Origin of the sequence: Sinomicrobium oceani (assembly GCF_900119185.1) — a bacterium.
GTDB classification, from domain to species: domain Bacteria; phylum Bacteroidota; class Bacteroidia; order Flavobacteriales; family Flavobacteriaceae; genus Sinomicrobium; species Sinomicrobium oceani.
This window is the reverse complement of sequence record NZ_FPJE01000023.1, coordinates 51,205-69,918: the sequence shown is the minus strand read 5'-3', so window position 1 is coordinate 69,918 and position 18,714 is coordinate 51,205. Positions and strand designations below refer to the sequence as shown.

The window sequence follows — 18,714 nt, the reverse complement described above, 5'->3', positions numbered from 1 at the left end:
TGTTGTGTCATCTCTTAATTTGAAGGGTATTCACAACGCTTTATACTTCGTAATGGCCCTACCCAAAGTTGTGTCATCTCTTAATTTGAAGGATATTCACAGCACTGTTAATTTCTAACGTTAAATATTTTGCGTTGTAGCGAGCCTTATTTTGATATGTATGTAACAAATTCTTTTTCTAACCCGGATTCTAATAAAGAGAAATAGGCATTGATGAAGGTGGATTACAAGAAGGAAATGGGAAGGATAATATGACTTACAGTGTCTAGTTGCTTGATGTTTCTGGGGGCGTTGTATATAATAGTGAGGAGAAGGGTAACTGGTTTGCCTTTTCAAGATCAAATGTTAGAACAGGGACGTATTTGAAGTTGTGAATAGTGGGAAGTACGAGGATAGAAGAAGTGAATTGTAAATCACTAATTCTTATTTAGCCTTAAACAAAATTTCCAAAACCTTTCAAGATGAAAAATATGGCAGCGTTAACTAAAAAAAGTATTTATTTTTAACTCATAAATAACATAGTACATGTAGCACTAATACTTCACCAATAGGAGTGGTTCAATATTGCAAATCATTATAATTCAATTTTTGTAAAAATCTCAAGCCGATAATTTATTCATTTCAAGAATTCGATATGAGTTCGGAATAATTTTTACTTTCATTTACGGTATCTCCATCTTTTATGTGGGCTTGTCCATCAGGGAAAATCAAAAACCCGCCAAATTGAAGAATGCAGGTACACTATTAAAAATAGTAGTTTTATTTTTTAAATCAGAAAAATAAAACTAAATTTGCACTGCATTTGCAGCAAACGTCTGGGTCAATGTGGTGAGTTATTCGGTGAGTAACGGAAAGACGTGAATATAAAAGATTGATAATAAGAGCATTATAGATTCGGTTCGAGTCCCGTCCGGACCGCTGAAAAAGAGAAAAAAGCTCCGATATTCCGGAGCTTTTTTTAACTTTGAAAAATTAGTTGTGTTGTTTAGGGTAGATCCCCTGATTTACCCAGGTTTAGTAGTTAGACCAATGAAAGGCTTTTCCGCCGTGGGCGGAGGGCTTTTTTTGTTTTAGGACCATACGAAATGAAATTTTCCGATTTTCCCGGTCCGGTCCGCTCCCTGAAGATGATGAAAAAAGAGAATCCATTAAAATTCTTTGTTATTCCTGATTTTGTTCCTGCCATTGCTGAATTCCGGGTATTCTTATTAGAAATCGACCGTCTTCTACTGTAATGGATCCTTGTTCCTGTTCCTCCTTGTTGTAAGCGGTGAAAGAAAAAGAACCTTCGGCATAGCCATTATCGAGCATTCTCAATGTCATACTTCCGCTTCCCCCGAGAATATTGGTCTGCCAGTACGGACTGTCAACCTTGCTGTTTTTGACGTACCGTCCCGAATTCTTGTAGTCATCATCAGGAGAAAAAGTATAGGTGCCGTCATCATCATAACCTGTGATATCCAGTTTCAATATATTGCCCGAAGTGTTCCGTACAGTAATATGCAGTGCACGCTGTACCGTTGCTCCTCGGTGTTCACTGTAATATACCTTGAGATTTCTATCCGTAAAACATTCGAAAAGTGTGTCGTTTACCTGTGCCGTGATATATTGTTGCGGATACTTTGTAGTACTTTCACCATCATCACTGTGACATGCGAACAGGAAGGAGGTTGTTAATAGAATTAAAAAGCGGATATGGGATAAACGATTCATTTTTCAATAGATTTTGAATTGGAAATATAGGTAAAAACCTTCGTATAGTGTAGTTTAATTAAAATTAATGTAGGTGTTGTTGGTTTTTTAATTATTTACTATGCATGCATAATATCTGATTATGAGTGGGTTGTGGGACTTTAAAAGACGTGCGTAGGATATTCCGGACTTTTTTCTTAAAAAAATGTGAAACCCGGTAATTTGAAAGCGGATTAAACTATTTTAGAAACATAATGTCTTATTATTGCAATGCTGAAAGATTTTCTGAATCTGCTTTTCACGCGCCACCGTTACTAACTCAATAAAATAATTAACCTAATCTGTTGTATGAAAGTACGAACGATTGTTTTCGGCCTTTTAGGAATCGGGCTGGTAGGGCTAATAGCCTACAGGATCAACAAAAACAGCCAGGGAGCGGGTCCTCAGTCGCAGAAATCTTCACAGTCGCCGGTGAAAATTTCAGGGATGGTCCTGAAGCCCCGAAATTTTGCAGACCAGCTTTCGCTTTCCGGATCTCTCGAAGCGAATGAGCAGGTGGATGTCCGGAGTGAAGTTCCCGGTATCGTCGAAAACATATACTTTAAGGAAGGGGCTAAAGTTTCTCAGGGACAGGAATTGTTCAAGGTCAACGATATCGAGTTGAAAGCCCAGCTTTCGAAGGTACAGACCGCTAAAAAGCTGGCTGCCGAAAATGAGCGAAGAGCAAAACTCCTGCTGGAGAAACAAGCCATCAGCCAGGAAGAATATGATATTGCGAGTGCCGATTACCAGTCGTCTCAGGCCGAATCGGAATTGATTTCCGCTCAGCTTTCCAAAACTTCGGTCCGGGCACCTTTTTCCGGGACCATAGGCCTGCGAAACATCTCTAAAGGCACGTATGTAACCCCGACTACTGTGGTCGCCAAACTGGTGAATACGGAGCAACTGAAGCTTACTTTTGCTATTCCCGAAAAATATGTTTCGAGGATGAAGATCAACAGTACACTGACGTTTACGACTTCCGATACCAAACGTCCTTATACCGCAAAGATCTATGCGATAGAACCCGAAGTGGATGTCACCACGAGAACCTTGAAAATGCGTGCCGTGGTCGATAACAGTGGTGGCGATCTGTATCCGGGGATGTTTGTCAATGTCAATTTTCCGCTGGAAATTGTTCCCGATGCTCTGATGGTCCCCACAGAAGCACTTATTCCCATACAGAACGGTAAGGAGATTTTTGTAGTCCGTGAAGGGAAGGCAAAAGCCGTTGAGGTAAAGACCGGTTCACGGACCAGTAAGGACGTGCGGGTACTTTCCGGATTGCAACCCGGGGATACCATCCTCACTTACGGTATTATGGCCCTGGACAACGGAACCCCGGTAGACGTAACCTTAGATTAATTAACCGACACAGACTACCTCATCCCGATGAATATATCCACATTAAGTATAAAACGCCCGGTTCTTGCCCTGGTTATGAATATCCTTATCATTCTTTTCGGAGGTATAGGATACATGTACCTGGGGATACGCGAATTCCCTTCGATAGATCCTGCACAGGTCTCGGTACAAACTAATTATGCCGGTGCGAATGCAGACATTATAGAGTCGCAGATCACCGAACCTCTGGAAAAGGCCATAAATTCTATAGATGGTATCCGTAATATAACCTCTTCCAGTACTCAGGGATCCAGTCGGATCAACATAGAGTTTAATCTCGATAAAAATCTGGAAGAAGCAGCCAATGATGTACGCGACAAGGTATCGCAGGCCGTGAGAAGTCTTCCCGAAGACATCGATGCACCACCGGTGGTGAGTAAGGCCGATGCCGATGCCGAGCGGATTATTTCCATGACCGTACAAAGTGATGTGAAGAATATTCTCGAGCTGTCTGACTATGCTGATAATGTTATCGCACAGCGTGTGCAGACGATTCCCGGAGTGAGTAGCGTGCAGATATGGGGGCAGCGCAAGTATGCCATGCGTCTGTGGATAGATCCGATTAAACTGGCTTCTTATGGGGTCACGGTAGGTGATGTCAGGAATGCACTGCTGGCGCAAAACGTAGAATTACCTTCCGGAAAACTCACCGGTGATAATACGGAACTCACCGTAAGAACGATCGGAAATCTCGCTACCGAGGAGGAGTTCGACAACATCATTATCCGTGCCGACGGGGAGCGTATAGTTCGTTTCAGCGATGTCGGAAAAGCAGCGCTCGAAGGGGAGAACATGGAAACCAAAATGAGCGACTCCGGTCAGCCCATGGTTGCCGTTGCCGTTATACCCCAGCCCGGAACCAATTATCTCGAAATTGCAGACGCTTTTTACGAGGAATATGAAAAATTGCAGAAAGACCTGCCCGAAGGTTTTAAGCTTAATGTCGTCATTGATGATACCGTTTTTGTAAAACGTGCGGTGGAAGAAGTCGCGGAGACCCTGCTCATTTCCATCGTCCTGGTGATACTTGTTATTTTTCTATTTTTCCGGAACTGGTCCATGGCTTTGCGCCCGCTTCTGGATATTCCCGTATCGCTTATCGGAACCTTTTTTATCATGTGGTTGCTTGGTTACTCGGTCAACGTACTCACCCTGCTTGCCATTGTACTGGCCACGGGGCTTGTTGTCGATGACGGAATTGTAGTTACGGAAAATATTTATAAAAAGGTGGAAGAAGGCATGAGTCCTATAGAAGCGGCAATCAAAGGATCCAGCGAGATATTCTTTGCGGTGATTTCTATCTCCGTTACACTTGCAGCCGTATTTCTGCCTGTTATTTTCCTGGAAGGCTTTGTAGGAAGGCTGTTTCGTGAATTTGGAGTGGTGCTGGGGGCAGCCGTATTGATCTCTGCCTTCGTGTCGTTAACCCTGACGCCTATGCTCAATGCCTACCTGATGAAGCCGGGCAAACAAAAGCAATCCAGGTTTTATAAAATCACCGAACCGTATTTTGTGATGATGAATAAAGGCTATGCCAGTTCGCTTTCCGGATTTATGAAGCGAAAATGGCTGAGCTTTCCTATACTTTTTGCCTGTCTTGGTATGATATGGTTGTTTTATGCCATCCTTCCCAAAGAGACCGCTCCGTATGAAGACCGCAGTTTTGTCCGGCTCAGCGTAACGGCACCGGAAGGTTCTTCGTATGAGTATATGGACAGGTACATGACAGAGATTACCAAACTGGTAAACGATTCCATCCCGGAGAAAAAAGTAAGTCTGATACTCACTTCCCCAGGGTTCGGGACTTCTTCGGTAAACAGCGGACGGGCCAACGTAGCCCTGGTGCCACCGGAAGACCGGGAACGTTCGCAACACGAAATAGCAACGGCACTGGGAAGGTGGTCCAAAAAATATGTAGGGGCGAAGACCAGCGTATCCGAAAAGCCTACGATCTCTGTCAACCGGAGGGGAGGGCCGCCGATTCAGTATATTATTCAGGCTCCCAATTTTCAGAAGCTCGAAGAAAAAATTCCGGAATTTATGAGGGAGGTCGAAAAAGACCCTACGTTCTCGTTCACCGATGTGGACCTGAAGTTTAACAAACCGGAAATTTATGTGGATATAGACAGGCAAAAAGCCGAAAGTATGGGCGTATCGGTACGCGATGTTGCCCAGACCCTGCAGTTGTCACTAAGCGGACAGCGTTTCGGGTATTTCCTGATGAACGGAAAACAATACCAGGTGATAGGCCAGTTCGATAAGAAAGACCGGAATGCGCCGGTAAACCTGACATCCATTTTTGTGAGAAACAAAGACGGACAACTTATTCAGCTGGACAATCTTGTTAATATCAGCGAACACAGCAGCCCGCCGCAGCTATATCACCATAATCGTTATCTTTCGGCTACGGTCTCGGCCAACCTCGCAGAAGGAAAGACCATAGGTAATGGTATAGAAGCGATGGAGAGCATTCGGGAAAAGGTGCTGGACGATTCGTTTACGACCGATCTTGGAGGAGAATCGCGCGATTTTGTGGAGAGTAGTTCCAACACCTCCTACGCCTTCGGTCTCGCCCTGTTACTGATCTTCCTGATCCTTGCGGCACAATTCGAAAGTTTTATCGATCCCTTTATTATCATCCTCACCGTTCCGATGGCGGTAGCAGGGGCCTTGTTCTCCTTGTGGATTTGTGGCGAAACCTGGAATATTTTCAGTCAGATCGGAACGATCATGCTGATAGGTCTCGTAACGAAAAACGGTATTCTCATCGTGGAATTTGCCAATCAGCTGCGTGAAGAGGGGATGCCTAAGTCGCAGGCCATAATCGAAGCTGCCGAATCGCGGCTTCGCCCGATACTGATGACGAGTCTCACCATTATACTGGGGGCCCTGCCTATTGCACTTTCCCTCGGTGCCGCTTCTACAAGCCGTATAGGTATGGGAGTGGTGATTATCGGAGGTTCACTGTTTTCACTGATACTTACCTTGTTTGTGATACCGGCGATCTATACATTGTGGTCGAGAGCGAAAAAACATCGTCCGGAACTGGATGCCGTATAAAAAATAAATCCCATGAGTACACGAATATTGTCTTTATATATACTTTTTATGCTCCTGGTTACAGAAGGGAGAGGACAGGATATCCTCACTCCGGAAGATGCCATACGAGTAACCCTGGAAAATAATTATGATATACGGCTGGCCGAGAATTCGTATGAAGCCGATCAGTTGGGGGTCAGCGCAGGGTTTGCCGGGATGCTTCCCCGGGTGAATCTGGTCCTCAATGATAACAACAGTATTCAGACCCTGGACCAGACCAGGACAGACGGTACGGAACGGTCCTTGTCCAACGCCAAAAACAATAACCTCAATTATGGTGTGGCTCTGGATTGGACTGTTTTTGACGGGCTGAAAATGTTTGCCAGGCACGAGCAGCTTCAGGAACTGGAAAAACTCGGGGAAACCGAATTAAAGCAGGCGATACTAACCAATGTGAGTAATGTGCTTATCACTTATTATGATGTGGTACAGCAACAACAGCAACTTGCCGTACTGGATAGCACCCTGGTGATTTCCAGACAGCGTGTAGAACTGGCCCAAAACCGGTTTACTATTGGTAAAGCTTCCAAACTGGAACTGTTGAATGCCAAGGTAGACCTCAATACCGATCAGACCTTGAAGCTGAAACAACAGGAATCGTATAATAATACGAAAATACGGCTCAACGAACTCCTGGCCAGAGATGGAAAGACCGATTTTCAGGTGGTGGACGAGATGACCGTAGACAAGGAGCTGTTTCTGCCGGAGCTTGAAGTCCTGGCCAAAGAACGTAATCCGGAATTACTCACGAGGATCATCAGCAAGCAAATCGCCGAACTGGAACTGAAGCAGGTTAAAGCAAATCGTTATCCGGTGATTACGGCATCGACGGGATATAATTTTTCCAGGACAGAATCGAGCCTCGGTTTTGTAACCAATTCCAATTCGCATGGTTGGAACTACGGTTTCAGTGTGAGTATGAATGTTTTTGATGGCTTTAACCAAAACCGCAGTGAGAAGATTGCCAAAATAGCCATTGATAACAACGAATTGATGATTGCGCAGCAAAAGCAGGCGCTATTGTCGCAACTCGGAACGGCATTTCAGACGTATCAGACCAATCTTGGGCTTATCGTTCTGGAACACAGGAATGAGACCATAGCCAAGGAAAACCTGGATATTACCATGGAAAAATATAAGATAGGTACGATAACCACTATGGAGTTCAGGACAGCGCAGCTCAATCATATCAATGCACAGTTGCGGCATAGTGAGGCGGTATTGCAGGCCAAATTATCCGAAATTACGCTGAAAGCGATCTCGGGCAGCCTGTCTTTCTGATTCTTTATAGTTGTAGTTTTTTCGTCGTTCAGGCTTCCTTATCTTTTAGGTGCCGGACAGAAATAAAGACTGTTTATTCTACTATTTTTTTAGGTTATTTCTTAATTTAAAAGGGTGAAGAGGGGATGGAAGACGTATTCCTTTCTCGGTCTTTTTTAAGGTTATTTCTTCTGTATTCGGTCTTTTTGTCTTTCCGGTTACGGGATAATTCTTACCATCGTAAACGTAAAGACAACACTTTGTTAATATTCTGTTTTGCATAATACGTTCACATTTAATATATTGCGGTTTCTATATAGTTCAATATTTGATTTGGTATTTTTTATAGTTAACCTTAATTTTTAAATTTTCAGTATTATGTCATTTAAAGCAACTTTGTCCGTAGGAGGCAAAAAAGTCAACATTCTTCATGCCAATTACGATATGGCACAGGAAACGGATGCCACCGGGCGTCCCTCATCCGTAACACGTGGAGGACGGATTAATCTTACCGTAGAATCCACAGGAGATTCCTTCTTCTTCGAGTGGATGACAAACAACTTCGAACGCAAGAATGGAGTGATCACGTATCTGAAAAGAGATACGGATGCAAAACTCAGGGAAGTGAATTTCACCGAAGGATATCTGGTGAAATACAAAGAAAACTTCGATGCTTCCGGCGACAACCCCTTAACGGAAACTTTTAGCATATCCTGCCGCGCAATAGGCAGCGGTGGCGGAGAACATATAAATGAATGGGTGTAAAATTTCCGTTTCCTTTTGAATAACGAATAATCCAGATCAGTATAAAAATCAGAAATAAAGGAGAATTTTTTCCCTTTCTGAGAATAGATCCGGATCATTTATCTTACATAGTGAGCCATGGACCATACACCGTAGTACCCTAACAGGTATGCACTGTTTATTAAGGTATAATTATAACCTTTCCGGACAGGCATTCGTAATGTCGGTTTTATACTTTTTTAGTTATGAAACGCTTATGGTAAAATACCGGGTTTCGGGGATACCGGGCAAACAGATAATAGTGTATTTTTATAAATATTTTACAACATAATTTGTAGAGAAATAATACTTTAATTATGAGTTTTTTATCAAAACTGACCATTGACGGTGAAGAGATGGTTGTATTGCGGTACAGGATGTCCATGACCCAGGATACGGATCATAGTGACAGGCCGGCAGCGGACCCCAGGGGTGGCCGTATCCGGGTATTGGTGGAGTTGACAAAAAGTACATCGCTCTTTGACTGGATGCGGAATCCGAGTCAGGTCAGGGATGGTGAATTTGTCTTTTACCGAAGGGACGGAATGTCTAAAATGAGGGGGCTGCAATTTAAAAAAGCTTATTGTGTAGCGTATGAGGAGCTTTTTGATGCGGATGATTCTTTACCTATGCGGGCAGAGATTACTATTGTCGCCAAGGAGATTACTATCAATGGTTCCCGGTTCGACAAGAACTGGCCGGTAGCATTATAAATGATAGAATTATGGATATAAGTGTACATGCTGCCGAAGAGGCTTTGGGATGGATCGAAGAATTGTCCCGCGTAGGCTATCGCGGAGTTTTAAATTTTACACTTTATAGCCATGGAGAATGGCCGTGGCGGATCCATATACGATCTTTTATAGCTTCTCCGACTACAGGAGTGTTTTTCAGGGGAGATGGGAGAGGGCCTTCTTTGGATATAGGTGAAAATGTTACCTCCAGAGTAAGGAGTACTTTTATAGTTGACCCCATGGAAGGTATGATTACCGACCCGCAGTCCAGAAGTGACTTCACATTGTTCTATGGAACTTCTCCTGTGCCTGGACAGCCATACGTTCCTCCACGGGTGGATGAAGGAATTCCAAAATCCAGGATTAGCGATAAGGTTTTTTCCGGAGGGACAGCATCTTTTGACTTTCATCACTATGGCAAAGACCCTCTTACACCAGGCTTTATAACCCCAAGCCTTGATGTGCATTCCGCGTTATCCGTAACAGAAGACCAGGAGAAAGGTATGTTGATCATCAAAGGCTCTTTTACGGGAGACAGTTTTCCCAGCGCCGAAGCTTTTGTGGTAGACCAGTCGGGAATGACCAAAGTGTTTTTAGGAGCAAAGCAGGAGTCCGGGGGAATACACAGTCTTTTCGGGGATAATAAAAATCCGCTGTTTAATGTAGATATGCAAATCATGTTTGACAGTAATGGTAATTTTACCAGTGTCTGTCAGGGTGATCAGACCTATACTATTGACGAATGGAATAAATATATTCAGGATGAATTTTAAAATTAACATCCCGGTGTTATTGTTTGTAGCACTATCCGTTTTTGCAGGGTGCGGACGGTCCGGTGAGGAAGCTATATTCGTAGTGCCGGAAAATTATACCGGCTATATTTTGGTTATTTACGATCAGGAAAACGGAGCAGAAAAGGAATACAAGGATAAAGCCCGAATATACAGGATACCTTCGAATGGGATTTTGTTGTCAAAATTTCCAACTAATCCGGGCTGGTCGGATTTCCCAAAATTTTATTATCGGAATATCGATCAGGAAAATGAAATTCGGTTTACTATGGACAGGGAGCTTCCTGCGGATACTGTAATAGCTACAGGCGGATCTAGTGGTTATGCCAGTAGAGATAGTGAAGGGAAAAAGGGAATTAGATTTGTGCAATACTACATAGGCACCAAAGATCAGATAGATGAGGCTTATGAAGAAGCCGAAAATCTTGACATTGTAAAATTAGTGGATACCTCACAAACCAGGGAAGGTTTATAACATAAACACATTGTATTATGGCCATACAGACCAATATCAGGATAGCTATAAACGGAGAACTGTTAACCAGGTTTTCTACGATTGCCATCGCACAGCAACTCCGGGCACATCATGTTTTTTCGATAAAACAATCTTTGCCTAAAGAATTTATATCCCAGGCTATTGATAAAGCTCAGAATTATATGGGACAGCCTGTTCATATAGAAATAAAATCCAAGAGCCTTCAGAAAGAAACTTCTCCATTAGTGTTCAAAGGACTCATCACCGATGTCAGTGTGGACCGGAGCAAGGGAGCTGCAGGAGAGATCGTTATCTCCGGGACAAGCCCCACGGTGAAGCTGGACGGTGTACCCAATACCCGGTCGCATATCGGTAAGGAATTATCTGCCATTGTCCGCGATACGGTAGGAGCACTTAAGGACGCCGTGAACCTGAACGTACAGATTGCCAGGGATACCGCTTTGGATTATACCGTACAGTATAAAGAAAGTGACTTCGGATTTTTATGCCGTATGGCTAAAAAGAAGGGAGCATGGTTTTATTATAACGGCACCGAACTGGTATTTGGCAAACCGGTTTCCGAATCCTTCGATCTGGTTTACGGTCAGAACATAACAAAATTCAACAGACATTTGAGTATAAAACCCCTGGGGTTCCGATATACGGCCTATGATGCCGAAAATGCCCAGGTACAGCGTACGGCTTCGGGAGAAATAGGGTATGAGGCCCAGGGATTGTCTCAGGCCATGATCCGGGCATCACAGAGCGCTTTTACCGATAACGGGGCCTCTTCGTATTATCATCATCAGGTGAGTGCAGGTAACATACAGAGTCACATGCACGATCGCGTAAAAATGCAGTTACACGGTCAGGTAGCCGGTTTGGTGGTCGCTAAAGGGATTTCTACCGAAACAGGACTGCGGCCGGGAGATGTTGTCAGTATAAAGGAGCCCATGTTCTCTCTGACGGGCGATCCGGCAGATGGTGTGAAAGAAGATGCTTTTGGCAGTTATTACATCACTTCAATAACACATATCTGTGATGAGACCGGAAATTATACCAACGAATTCAACGGAGTTCCGGATACCGTGGAAGTCCCCCCGTATACCGACGTTTTAACCCCTCCCGTAGCAGAAACGCAACCTGCTATGGTTACCGATAATAATGATCCTAAAGGACTGGGAAGAGTTAAGGTGAAGTTTCATTGGGATTACGAAAGTCCCTGGATACGGATGGTACAGCCTCATGGAGGTGGAAGTAAAGGATTTTATTTTATCCCCGAAATCGGTGAAGAAGTGCTGGTATCCTATGAAGGCGGTAATGCGGAGAAACCATATATAGTCGGGACAATGTATAACGGAAACCAGAAAAGTGGTTATGCTACGGCTAATAATGATCTCAAAGTAATTCACAGCCGCAGTGGTACCAAAATAAAAATGAACGATGCGGAAGGCAGTATATTTATCGAGGACCCATCCGGAAATACCTGGTTTATGGACGGGCAGGGGAATATCAGCGTTAATGCTCCCAAAAATTTTAATCTTACCGCCGGAGAAAATATTACGATCTCGGCAGGTAAGGATGTAAGTGTAAGCGCCGGTGGGAATATGACGAATTCGGCCAATGAAGATATTGCGGTTACTGCCGGTAAGGATATTAGTCAGAGTGCAGCGGGAACCATAACCGAAATGTCGGATGAAAGAACAGAAATAGTGGAGAATGATTTTTTAAGACAGGCCAATACTTCCAACGAAATTGCCAATGAGATCAGCATGTTCAGCGAAGGTGAAAACATGACCATGCAAAGCGGTAGTACCATAGAGTTCAATAGCGCGGAAAAATCTAAACTATTCTGATATGGCCATAATCAAGCAGGCAAAACAGATTACGGTTACCGTAAACAACGCTTACAATTTAAAGATAGGTGGAAAGATGGAAAAAATAGCCAATAAGATCAATGTGGAAGCTATTAGTTCTGATCTGACGCTGACCAGCAATAAAAAAATAGTGTCCAATGGGAACAAGCGTTAGTTTCGGAGATTATAGCCCGGGAGTTCTACCGGTGACCATAGTGGTACGGACGGCTTATTTTGCCAAAAAAAAAACGGAAGATATCCTTGAAGAAACTACGGAGGAATATACCGTGGTAGCTGGGGATAATCTCTCCAAAATAGCCGGTAATTATGAAGGTGTATCCTACCAGGATATCATGGAGGAAAACGGGTTGACATCTACCGTTATCAGTGTCGGGGATACGTTAACTATAACCAGCCGGAAAAAGACCGGTGAAAAAACGAGTTTTGAAAAGATAAAAAATGGAAATGTAGGAGATGAAGTGTATATCGTAGCGGAGCATTTCGGTATCGTGAGCAGTATACAGGTAACGCTGAAAGAAAAGGAGGCTTTGCTTACCGATGGAGGGATGCTTCCCGTATTGCAGGATGAAAGTGAGATAACCACTATAGAACTCTGTGAGCCGGAAGAAGAAAACTTAAAAGGAACACATCGTTATGCCAAGGTAAAGCTCCGCCCCAAGGAAGATGAGACATTGGAAGAATGGCGCGAAAAACTCGGAGAAAAGGAAGTTATGGGATATACCGACGGGCAGCGGAGCATATCCCCTGAAAGCTACGACAGAATGATCACTAAAGAAGGATGGGAACCGGAATACGGAGAAGCAATAAAAAGTCTCCTGTCTATTGAGGTGGAAGCCCAGGCAGAAGGAGAAATTACATATAGAGGAACGGACAAGAGCAATGTGTTTTTGAATGAAGAGGGGGAGTGGTTTGAAGTGAAGTCTGAAGAAGATGGATATGTAATACTTGCAGATGGTACTATAGAAATTGGAAATGTGTTGGATGAAAAAATTCGGTATTACATAGAAAATAAAAGTGGTAATATAGAATTTGTCGGTGAGTTTATAAAAAATGATAACGAACTTATTCAATTACCATCAAGCTTTAATTTTGAATCTGAGGATGCTAATTCTTCGTTTGCTTTTTCCGTTAAATCTGGAAATGAATACCGTAGTTATATAAGCCCAATTTCTTTAGCAGCTATAATAGGAGCAATGTCAGAAGCAAATATTGAAGATGTAACTATTGTAGGCTTTAGTGTTGAGGATGGGAGTTCCCCGGCTCCAAGCACATCTCATAAAAATGGAAGAAATGGGGATTTCAGATATTTACGAAAAGACAAATCCGGAGGTGCTTTATATATAGATAGTTCTGCTGAAGATTTAGATGAAGATCGACAGAATGATTTTAATGATGCATTATATAAATATGGTTATACTGATTTATTGAGTTTTAAATATAATATAGACAGTGAAGAAAGGCTTTTGAACCATTCTAGACATTATGCTAATCACCATCATCATTTACATATTCAAGGTTTTAATCCAACTACTAAAAATATAGGAGAATGAAAATAAAGACTCAATTCATTTTGATTTATATCTTTTTTTGCGGCTTATACAGTTGTAATTCGCAGCCAAAGAAATCACTTAATGATATCAAAACAGAGGGAGTACTCATAGCTGGTTCTATTACGCATTATAGATTGGAGGAAGATATAAAAATAGTAAATAATGATAATACTATTTATACAACAATATCCAGAAAAGAGAATCAGGAAATAGTACTAAGACCACAAGTAAAAAAAATTGAAATAAGAGCGTTTTACCCAGATTACGATATCATAATTTTTGATGCGGACAAAAAGGAAAATGAGTATTTGGTGTATGTTGGTAGTGAGGTGAAAAGAATAGTTTCGTATTCAGGTTTGACCTATATGAATTGGGAGGATTTCATTAGTGGAATATATCTGGGATTGACTGATGAAAGCCCATTGAAAACATTAAAAGATGATAATTCTGAAACTATTAAGGATTATAAACTATATAGTTATGAGGTTACTAGTGTAGAAGGTGATTGGCTAAAAGTAAGATGTTTAAAAGACTGCGAGGGATGTCCTTCTGGTACCATGGTAGAAGGATGGGTTAAGTGGAGAAATAAAAACCAATTATTAGTAGAACTATTTTATTTGTGCTAATGGTAAGTATTATAAGTTGATGGTTTTTACGTTTGGATATATCAAATTTCCATATAAAAAGAAGGAGAGCTTCAATAGAAGTATAATGCCTTTTTGATTAAGGTTTAAAACATAAAAATTGCCCCCAAAATACAGAACATATAAAATACACAAGGGAGATACGCTGATTAGTGTAGCTGAGGCTCTGGGGATTACACCACAGGAAGCGAAGAGTTTTCACAATATTTTCAGTAGTGAAGACGACCTTATTAGTGTTGATCTTCCACCGCATTTGCGTACACTATATGTGTATCCGCATATTTATGAAAAGATCCGGGACAATCCGGCTTTCGTAAAATTTAATTACGGATATACCCTCAGGTTTAAACCTGTGGAAAAAGCGCTTAATTATGGAGTGATGTATACCATCTCATCCGGTGAAAAAGAAGAAAATACCTTAAAATACAGGGTTAGCGTAACATTTATAAGACAGGATGAAAAAGGATATGTTTTTGAGATAAACCGATTGTCAAAAACATATATTAACGATGAAGAAGCATCGGAAATAGCCGACGAGCTGGCCGAAAAGGTATCGGGTACAGTATACCCGTTAGAAATAGTTGTGGATGAAGACGGTAACTGGATAGATATTGCTAATCATCCTGTTATACGGAGACGATGGGAACAGGTTAAAAAGGGGATTTTCGAAGAATACGATGGAGCATGGGTAAAACAGTACGTGGCTGAAAGCGAAGTCTCGCTGGAAGATAAAGAATTATTGAAGATGTCCTTATCTGGAGATTGGTTTTTAGTCGCCTATTTCGGACAGATTTATGTGGATTACACGCCACGGTTTGTCTTTGAGAATAAAATTTCATTTCCCGTTGTGCCATTTATAAAACCTGTAGCGTACATCGTTAAACAGGAAGTGAAAATGCTTCTGGATGAATACGGCCTGGTACAAATAAGCCAGGAAGGAAAGGTCTCGGACAACAGGTCAAAGACCGATCTGGAAAACAGGCAGAATTTTCCTCACGATGCTTTGTTGTATCTGGAGTCGGAAAAAGCAGAGGGAACATATAAGGCTAAATATTTTTTAAACGCCGGAAATAACCTCATTGAAAGTTTGTTTCTGGAATGCTCTCTGCAACTGGAGAAACCGAAGAAAATAAAAGTAGTCGTTTCTTTATTGGAAGATAAATAGAAGATTATGAGCGAAAAGCATGTTGTAGTTCATGGGGCCACCTGTAAGTGTAAGTTTAGCGAGAAACCGCAGACAGATATATTGCAGGTTAAAACACAAAGCAGGCATTTTGCCAATGACAAAGACGGTTCGAAGAAATTAATTGCAACCGATAAAGAGGTTGGACAAACCTTAAAGAAGAACACTTTTGGCAAATGTAAACTGCAGCCTACCTCAAGCGGATATAAACCTTGTCAGGCAGTGATAACCCAATGGAGCAACTTTTATGAAGATACGGTGCTTTCCAATCAGGGTAAAATATTGCTTGAAAACAGTAAGGCAACATGTCCTATAGGAGGGGCGGACTGCATTTCTATAGACAACCACGGACAGAAAACGGAGGGCAGTAAGCAAAATGCGGACAATGCCAATGAAGATGTTCACAGTCAGTTAAACCCCATGACCAATATAAAGGAGATGAGTGCTCCGGCACCTACTCATGAAGGAATAGAAGATTCTTCGCAATAACAAAGTTGATGGAATAGGTTATTATGGCAAAAGGAGTACAAAAAATACGCTGTGTCAAAGGGAAATACTATCCCAAGATGTCGGTACAAAATGAAAAAGTGGTCATAGTGCCCGACCAGTTCGTATATTTTATGGTCAGTGAATGGTATCCGGATACTACCGAGGAGGAAAAGAAAAGAGACCTCACCTGGATGCGACAGGATACCGGTAGAAAGACGATCATACGGCAAATGACACTTCCTATAAGTAAAATGTACGGAGTGAAACTGCCAAAAAAACTGTGCGGTCCGTATAGCTATTATGTCGAAGCGAGCCTTTTCGGAAAACGGGACCCGGCGAATACGGGGCTTTATGTAAACGGACATTGCCCCGCCCGGATAGTTAGCAGTAAATGGAGTACCCGGAATGGGGGAAGTGATGAACGAAAAAGCAAAAAATTCGCTTATGGCGAAACGGTTTACCTCAATTTAAGTACAGAAGGACTGAATGGTTGTACCGATCTGTCCATAGAGATATACAATATTCAGAACCTGAGAGGAGATAAACGTATCTTTACCTATAACCGCATACATGTTACCGACGGAGAGATCAACCTGGAAATACGCAATACTTCTTCATGGCAACCCCTTGTCAGCAATATACAGGAAGAAGAAAAGTTTTATATAAAAGTAAAAAATGGCATAGGACAATATATAATAGATGATAATAACGATGATATCCATGCCCGTTTTCTCCGTATTAAAAATGAACTCGTATCGAACGAACCCGAACGGCCAAAGAACCTTACGCCGGTAAGAATAGGAAAACCACAGCTGAACATGGAGCGTTATGAGCCATGTAAATTTGAGACCATATCTATTACAGAAGTAGAAGAGAAAAATGGCAAGGCACAGCAAAAGAAGATTGTGGTTTTTGACAACGGTAAGAATCTGTCTGAGATCAGGTCTGTTCCGGAACTGGTGAACCGCACCGTCTATTTCACTTTTGACTCGGCAGCGATAGAATCCCAAAGCAGATCGGTTCTGGATAATACCCTTCGGTTTTTACTGGAACACGAACACTCTACGATTACCCTTAACGGATATGCTTGTGTAATAGGAAAGGCAGATTACAATAAAGCATTATCACTTGAAAGAAGCCAGGGCATTAAACAATATCTGACGGAAGGAGGTTTGAATCCCAATCGTATTATAAGTAATGGTAAAGGAGAAATACTCTCGGATAATAATAGGGAGAACGATACTAAGGATGGAGCAGATAATTTAAGATATAAGGACGAAAAGGAATATATAGAAGCCCGAAGAGTGGATATTTCCTTTACGTTTTACGGGCACGATGCGCATACTGTAATCTATGAAACTATAGCGCCTAGCAGTGACCGGAATATAACCATCGATGTTACAGGATTTGAAACGAAATCTTGTTTTAGGAATGACAAAAATAAACATGAAAAGAAAATAACAGTTTCTTCTCCCGAATATAATTCAAAAATAGAAATATCGGGCGAATCGGTGCAAATTCCCATTCACTCTGCTCTTTCCGTATTGAACATAGCTCCATTACAGTATATCTGGCCAAAATGGAATCTTATAGACGGTATCGGAGGAAGAGGCCTGGATTCTGCGGTTTTGTATAATGCTTATATAAATTCATGTCGTTATTTTTCTAATGAGAAAAAGGTAACGGTATTGATTAAAGCATATCCCGATATAAAATGGACTCTGGAATTCAAATGGAATCATAAACAGGCATTTGCGTATAGTTACGGTAGAGCAATGCATCCTTATGATATTAAAACAGGGCAGAAAAAAGTGATTGGTTCTGTTCTTGATGGGGCGATGGCTGCAGAATATGGGGAAATGGACCAATCTTTTGAGCTTTCTTTGGAAGCAGAATGGAATAAAGGAACTCAAAAGATAGAAATAGCAAAGGAATTCGGAGAAAAAATAGCAAAGACGCTTAGATTATTTCTTAAAATTAAAAAGACTGCAGATGCTATAACAAAATCGCCTGTAAACGGAGGAAAAATCAGCTTTGAGATAAAAGCCCCGGTTATTGCTGTTTCCCTACAATGGTCTTTGGAAAGAGCATCCCAAACTTCCAAGGAAATTGGTGCTGCGATTGAACTAGGGGTGGAGTCTAAACCTTTATTAGAGGCCAACGGGAATATTAACCTGTGGAAAATATTTACGGAATATGGAGCTAATGCCCTTTGTCCAGGTGCGGGAACCATAATCAGGTTTGTTTTGGATCATTTGGAAGGAAATGTCGGAATGCATTTTCTGGTCATTTTCATAGGAGCTATTAACGTAAAGGGACGAATCAGAGGGAATACGTTACTGCCTGCAGAAGCTGATGGTAAAGTGGAAACAACAGGAAAAATTGGAGTTAGTGTAGAATTTAAAGCTTGGGCCAAAGCAGAAGTTGGATGGGCCGGTTTCGATGGGTATATAAAGGCAAATGTAGATACGTCTATTACAGCTGGCGTGGGGACTGAGTTTGATAAACATGGGGTGGCCGGCTACCCCTTATTTGAATTTGCAGGAATTGTAGCTAAATATGTTGCTGTAGGAACTGTAAAGTTTGGTATTTTTAAACGGACTTTTTCAATGAGTGGAGAATACGTGATTGTTGAAGAAAATAAAGCGTCATTTAATAAGTTTCATATAGTAGGCCCATACGAATAAATTAATA

15 protein-coding genes are annotated in these 18,714 nt (G+C 41.8%); 14 read left to right on the top strand and 1 reads right to left on the bottom strand.

Going from position 1 to position 18,714, the window contains the following annotated elements; all coding sequences use genetic code 11:
• Nucleotides 1–1,161: 1,161 nt before the first annotated feature.
• A complete protein-coding gene (locus tag BT112_RS17300) occupies nucleotides 1,162–1,713 on the bottom strand; it encodes a DUF6252 domain-containing protein (protein ID WP_072318716.1) in 552 nt (183 codons plus the stop codon).
• A 327-nt stretch (nucleotides 1,714–2,040) separates the two neighbouring features.
• On the opposite strand from BT112_RS17300, the gene BT112_RS17295 reads away from it, so the two are divergent.
• The 14 genes from BT112_RS17295 to BT112_RS17235 all read left to right on the top strand — a co-directional run bounded on the left by BT112_RS17295 (nucleotide 2,041) and on the right by BT112_RS17235 (nucleotide 18,707).
• Complete coding sequence (locus BT112_RS17295; RefSeq protein ID WP_072318714.1) at nucleotides 2,041–3,096, top strand: efflux RND transporter periplasmic adaptor subunit; 1,056 nt, start codon at nucleotides 2,041–2,043, stop codon at nucleotides 3,094–3,096.
• A 27-nt stretch (nucleotides 3,097–3,123) separates the two neighbouring features.
• The gene (locus BT112_RS17290) at nucleotides 3,124–6,195 is read left to right on the top strand and encodes an efflux RND transporter permease subunit (RefSeq protein ID WP_072318713.1); all 3,072 of its coding nucleotides are present in this window, start codon (nucleotides 3,124–3,126) and stop codon (nucleotides 6,193–6,195) included.
• Between the two features lie 12 nt (nucleotides 6,196–6,207).
• Entirely contained in the window at nucleotides 6,208–7,515 is a 1,308-nt protein-coding gene (locus BT112_RS17285) for a TolC family protein (protein ID WP_072318711.1), read from the top strand.
• A gap of 357 nt (nucleotides 7,516–7,872) precedes the next feature.
• A complete protein-coding gene (tssD, locus tag BT112_RS17280; RefSeq protein ID WP_072318709.1) occupies nucleotides 7,873–8,259 on the top strand; it encodes a type VI secretion system tube protein TssD in 387 nt (128 codons plus the stop codon).
• Nucleotides 8,260–8,594: 335 nt separating this feature from the next.
• On the top strand, nucleotides 8,595–8,990 hold the full coding sequence (gene tssD / locus BT112_RS17275; RefSeq protein WP_072318707.1) for a type VI secretion system tube protein TssD: 396 nt from the start codon (nucleotides 8,595–8,597) through the stop codon (nucleotides 8,988–8,990).
• A gap of 11 nt (nucleotides 8,991–9,001) precedes the next feature.
• On the top strand, nucleotides 9,002–9,784 hold the full coding sequence (locus BT112_RS17270; protein ID WP_072318705.1) for a hypothetical protein: 783 nt from the start codon (nucleotides 9,002–9,004) through the stop codon (nucleotides 9,782–9,784).
• Nucleotides 9,774–10,277 (top strand): DUF6843 domain-containing protein, encoded by a 504-nt coding sequence (locus BT112_RS17265; RefSeq protein WP_072318703.1) that lies wholly within the window; start codon nucleotides 9,774–9,776, stop codon nucleotides 10,275–10,277. The genes BT112_RS17270 and BT112_RS17265 overlap by 11 nt, the downstream gene beginning before the upstream one ends.
• Before the next feature lie 17 nt (nucleotides 10,278–10,294).
• Complete coding sequence (locus BT112_RS17260) at nucleotides 10,295–12,133, top strand: type VI secretion system Vgr family protein (RefSeq protein WP_072318701.1); 1,839 nt, start codon at nucleotides 10,295–10,297, stop codon at nucleotides 12,131–12,133.
• Between the two features lies 1 nt (nucleotide 12,134).
• Entirely contained in the window at nucleotides 12,135–12,308 is a 174-nt protein-coding gene (locus BT112_RS21895) for a hypothetical protein (protein WP_175545818.1), read from the top strand.
• Entirely contained in the window at nucleotides 12,292–13,704 is a 1,413-nt protein-coding gene (locus BT112_RS17255) for a LysM peptidoglycan-binding domain-containing protein (protein WP_072318699.1), read from the top strand. Before BT112_RS21895 ends, BT112_RS17255 begins: the two co-directional genes overlap by 17 nt.
• Nucleotides 13,701–14,330 carry a hypothetical protein gene (locus BT112_RS17250; RefSeq protein WP_072318697.1) on the top strand — a complete coding sequence of 210 codons (630 nt, stop codon included), beginning with the start codon at nucleotides 13,701–13,703 and terminating at the stop codon, nucleotides 14,328–14,330. Before BT112_RS17255 ends, BT112_RS17250 begins: the two co-directional genes overlap by 4 nt.
• A 118-nt stretch (nucleotides 14,331–14,448) precedes the next feature.
• Nucleotides 14,449–15,513 carry a hypothetical protein gene (locus BT112_RS17245; protein WP_072318695.1) on the top strand — a complete coding sequence of 355 codons (1,065 nt, stop codon included), beginning with the start codon at nucleotides 14,449–14,451 and terminating at the stop codon, nucleotides 15,511–15,513.
• Nucleotides 15,514–15,519: 6 nt separating this feature from the next.
• A complete protein-coding gene (locus BT112_RS17240) occupies nucleotides 15,520–16,020 on the top strand; it encodes a DUF4280 domain-containing protein (RefSeq protein WP_072318693.1) in 501 nt (166 codons plus the stop codon).
• Nucleotides 16,021–16,043: 23 nt separating this feature from the next.
• Nucleotides 16,044–18,707, top strand: a complete 2,664-nt coding sequence (locus BT112_RS17235; protein WP_072318692.1) for an OmpA family protein — start codon at nucleotides 16,044–16,046, stop codon at nucleotides 18,705–18,707.
• Nucleotides 18,708–18,714: the final 7 nt, after the last annotated feature.